Raw genomic sequence first — 3819 nt, 5'->3', positions numbered from 1 at the left:
CCGGGGGTCGGGGCCGGGGCCGGGGTCGGGGGCGGTTCGGCAGGGGCGGCTCAGCGGGGTCGGCGCGGGTCCAGCAAGTCGCCCGGGCCGAGGCCGAGTTCGCGTTCCAGGTCGGCCGGGGAGTGGTCGCGCAGGAAGTCCGCGAACTTCGCGGTCACCACGGACATGTGCTCCTCGGCGGTCTTCTTGCTGATGAACAGCCGCTCGGCGATGCTGCGGAACGCCTCGCCGCGGGCCCGGGCCGAGAGCACCTCGCGCTGACGGACCGTCAGGCTCGGTAGCCCGCCGCGGCGTTCGGCCAGTTCAGCCAGGCCGACCAGGGCCTGCGTGATCACCACCCGGTCGGCCGCCACCTCGGCGACCGCCCCGGCCAGCGCGGGCAGCGGCTCCGCTTTGTGCACCACCCCGCGCGCCCCGGCCGCCATGCAGCCGACCAGCACCTCGCGGCGGCGCTCGTTGGTGTAGATCAGCACCCGGTGCCCGGCCGCGGCCACCGCCTCGACCGCCGCCGCGCCCTGCCGCACCCCGGTCCGGCCGGTGCCGGTCAGCACCAGGTCGAGCAGCACCACGTCCGCCGCGGGCCGGGCCGCCAGCAGTTCCTCCACGCTGCTGACCGCCAGCACCACCCGCAACTCCGGCAGCAGGTACGGCAGTCCCTCCCGGATGACCGTGTCGTCGTCCACCACGGCCACCCGACTGCCTGCCCCCGCCGGGGAGTTGGGTCCACGCGAGGGGGTCACTCCGGTTCCACCCTTCCACTCACTCGACAACTCCCTTTATCGGCAGGAGGGTTGGTTGCCTGCCGGTCGGCGCTCACCGCTCGGCCGGCCTGCCGCGCAGCAGGACGACCGTCCCCGCGCCCGGCGCGGAGCGGATCTCGGACTCCACGCCGACCTCGGCCAGCGCCCGGCTCACCTGCACCCGCAGGCCGAAGCCGAGCGGCCGGCGGGCCTGGTCGAACCCGCGGCCGTCGTCGCGGACGCTGACCTCCCAACGGCCCAGCCCCGGCGGGGCGTCGGCGTGCACCACGACCTGCCCGGCGGCGGCGTGCGCCCGGACGTTGTGCAGCACCGTCGCCAGCGCCGCCCGCAGCGGACCGGCCACGGCGGGCGGGACGGGCACGTCGGCGGCCAGGTCGACGGCGTAGTCGATCGGCAGGTCGGTGAAGCCCTCCCCGGCCTGCCGCACCAGCTCCGCCAGCATCACCTCCGGCCGCTCCCCGGCCGGCAGACCGTCCTCGGCCCGGCCACCGTCGGCCCGACCGCCATCAGCCCGGCCACCGTCGGCCCGGCCGCCGTCGGCCGGACAGGCGCCGGTCAGGTCGGCGTCGGACTGCTCCAGGAAGTGCCGCACCCGGGCCGCCCCGGCGGCCGCCTGTCGGCGCAGCACCTCCACCAGGCCCGGTTCCAGGCCGGGTTCGGCCAGCAGCCGCATGATGGTGATCTGGTCGTGCAGCAGCAGCCGGTGCCGGTCCCGTTCGGCCTCCGCGGCCAGCACCGCGGCCTGCCGGCGGGCCTCGTCGGCGTCCCGGCCCAGGCGGCGGACGAACGTCGCGGAGGACCGGGCGGCGACCGCGAACACCAGGTAGCCGATCAGGTTGCTGGCCGCCGTGGAGGCGTGCGCGTGCGACAGGACGACGCCGGGCACCGCGTACGCCACCGCGACCGCGGCCGTCGCGGCGGCGGTCTGCCCGCGGGTCGGGAGGCCGATCGCCGCGCCGAACACGGCGTTCACGCTGAGCGCGCCGCCCCAGGCCGTCCAGGTACCCACCCAGTCCTCGGGGGCCAGGTACCAGGGCTGGGCCAGCAGCACGGCCATCGCCACCGCCACGTCGGCCCACGCCCACCCGCCCGCCGGGTACTGCCGCCGGCGCACCGCCACCACGCACATGGCCAGCGACTGCGCGAGCGCGACGGCCATCAGCAGCCCGTCCAGCACCGGGTCCGTCGCCCGGGCCGTCCCGCGCGGGGCGGCCGGCAGGATCTCCAGCAGCGTCCCGGCCCGCATCAGCACGAACGCGATCACCACGGCGAGTTCCGCCCCCGCCGCCGTGGTCGACAGCCCCCCGGAACCGGGCCACGGCCGCCACGGCCGCCACCCCCGCAGCGAGCTCAACGCGCGCAACGCGCACAACGCCCCGCGCACGGCCGCAGCGGGGGGCGAGGGCATGGGCGAGGGCATGGGCGCAGGCGGTACGGGCACAGGCGGTCCGGGCGGTGGCGGGGCGGGCACGGGCCCCATCCTGCCGCAGCCGGGCGGCGGCCGGACCCCGGACGAATCCGGGTTCAACCCGGCCCGGCGCGCGGCCATGCTGGTGCCCACCACACCGACGGGTACCGGGGGCCCGGCGGGGAGGGAACCGGCCGGTGCGGGCGGGCGGACGCCCCGCGCACCGCCGGCGGCCGGACCGGCGCATGCGGCCCCGGTCCGGCTGCTCCGTCCGGCCGCTCCGTCCGGCCGCTCCGTCCGGCCGCTTTGTCCGGTCACTCCGTCCCGCCGCCCGCCCCCTGCCCGTTCCTCGAAGCAAGGAGCAACTCCCTTGGGACCACTCGCCAGTTGGCGCGCCGTCACCGCCGTCCTGCCCCGCCGCACCGCGCTGCGCCTGCTCGGCGCGTCCGCCGTCACCGCCGCGCTCGCCGCGTGCAGCGGGAAGTCCCTGCCGGGCTCGGGCGGTGCGGGGATCGGCGTGGTCGCGCTGGGCAAGTTCGCGGCCGGCACCTGGAAGGTCTCCGCCCCCGGCGCGCATTACCACGACGTCACCCTCACCGTGACCGAATCCGGCACCTGGACGGGCGAGTTCGTCGACGAGCCGGACCAGGACCCGACCAGCAGGTCCGGCACCTGGTCGCTGGCCGGGCAGCGCCTCCAACTCACCGTCGACGACGGCGGCGGCACCGCCGCCGACGTGCCGGCCGACGTGGCGGGCGACGCCTCGGCCGCCTTCACCTGGACCTACCGGGGCCGCGAGAAGTACCCGGACCGGATCCAGGCCCGCTACACGGCCGAGTCCGGCACCCTGACCCTGACCGTCGGCCCCGCCGACTCCCGCCCGCAGAAGCCGCTGACCATCACCGCCGTCCGCAGCTGACCTCCCCCGGCGGGTGGGGTGCGCGGGCCGGAGCCGGACGGGGTGCTAGAAATCCCTGGTGGACGATCCCCTCGAACCCCCGGCCCTGCGCGCCTTCGTGGCGCTCGCGCCGCCCGACGAGGCCAAGGACGAACTGGCCCGGGCGCTGCGGCCCGCGTACGACGCGTACCCCGGGCTGCGCTGGAACCGGATCGAGGACTGGCACATCACGCTGGCGTTCCTCGGTGAACTCCCGTCCACCGCCGTCCCGTTGCTGCGTACGGTGCTGGCCGGGACGGCGGTCGGGCAGCCCGCCCTGCGGCTGGGCCTGCGGGGCGGGGGCCACTTCGACGGGCGGCTGCTGTGGAGCGGGGTGGACGGGGACCTGGCGGGCCTGCACCGGCTGGCCGACGAGGTCCGGTCCCTGGTGCGCGCCCAGGGCATCGGCTTCCGGGACCGCCCGCTGCACCCCCACCTGACGCTGGCCCGGGCCCGCCGCGACGACGCCACCGCCGTCCCGGCCAGCGCGGCCGCCCTGGCCGGCTTCACCGGCCGGAGCTGGTGGACCGCCCGCCTCCACCTGGTCGGCAGCAACACCGCCCGCGGCCCGGGCCCGATCCGCTACCGGGACATCGAGTCCTGGCCCTTCACCACCACCACCTCCTAATGTTGTTGTCAAGCAGCTGATGTGACGGGGAGTGCATGCTCGTAGTGCTTCCCGTCACGAATGAGGGCCCAGAGGACGTTGACGC

Annotated in this window: 4 protein-coding genes; 2 read left to right on the top strand and 2 right to left on the bottom strand. The window is 76.8% G+C overall.

All coding sequences use genetic code 11. From position 1 onward, the window contains the following. Positions 1-50 precede the first annotated feature (50 nt). A complete protein-coding gene (locus IH44_RS0139420; RefSeq protein ID WP_030464676.1) occupies positions 51-683 on the bottom strand; it encodes a LuxR C-terminal-related transcriptional regulator in 633 nt (210 codons plus the stop codon). Between the two features lie 130 nt (positions 684-813). Beyond that, positions 814-2028: an ATP-binding protein gene (locus IH44_RS0139415; protein WP_030464675.1), complete on the bottom strand. Its 1215-nt coding sequence runs from the start codon at positions 2026-2028 to the stop codon at positions 814-816. Positions 2029-2539: 511 nt separating this feature from the next. On the opposite strand from IH44_RS0139415, the gene IH44_RS0139410 reads away from it, so the two are divergent. Together IH44_RS0139410 and thpR are read left to right on the top strand one after the other, a co-directional pair. After that, positions 2540-3088 (top strand): hypothetical protein, encoded by a 549-nt coding sequence (locus IH44_RS0139410; RefSeq protein WP_030464674.1) that lies wholly within the window; start codon positions 2540-2542, stop codon positions 3086-3088. Positions 3089-3146: 58 nt separating this feature from the next. Beyond that, on the top strand, positions 3147-3734 hold the full coding sequence (gene thpR / locus IH44_RS0139405; protein ID WP_030464673.1) for an RNA 2',3'-cyclic phosphodiesterase: 588 nt from the start codon (positions 3147-3149) through the stop codon (positions 3732-3734). Positions 3735-3819 lie beyond the last annotated feature (85 nt).

The organism is Kitasatospora sp. NRRL B-11411 (genome assembly GCF_000721345.1).
Taxonomy (GTDB): Bacteria; Actinomycetota; Actinomycetes; order Streptomycetales; family Streptomycetaceae; genus Kitasatospora; species Kitasatospora cineracea.
Note: the sequence above shows the minus strand (reverse complement) of the source record. Positions and strands in the feature narration are given on the sequence as shown.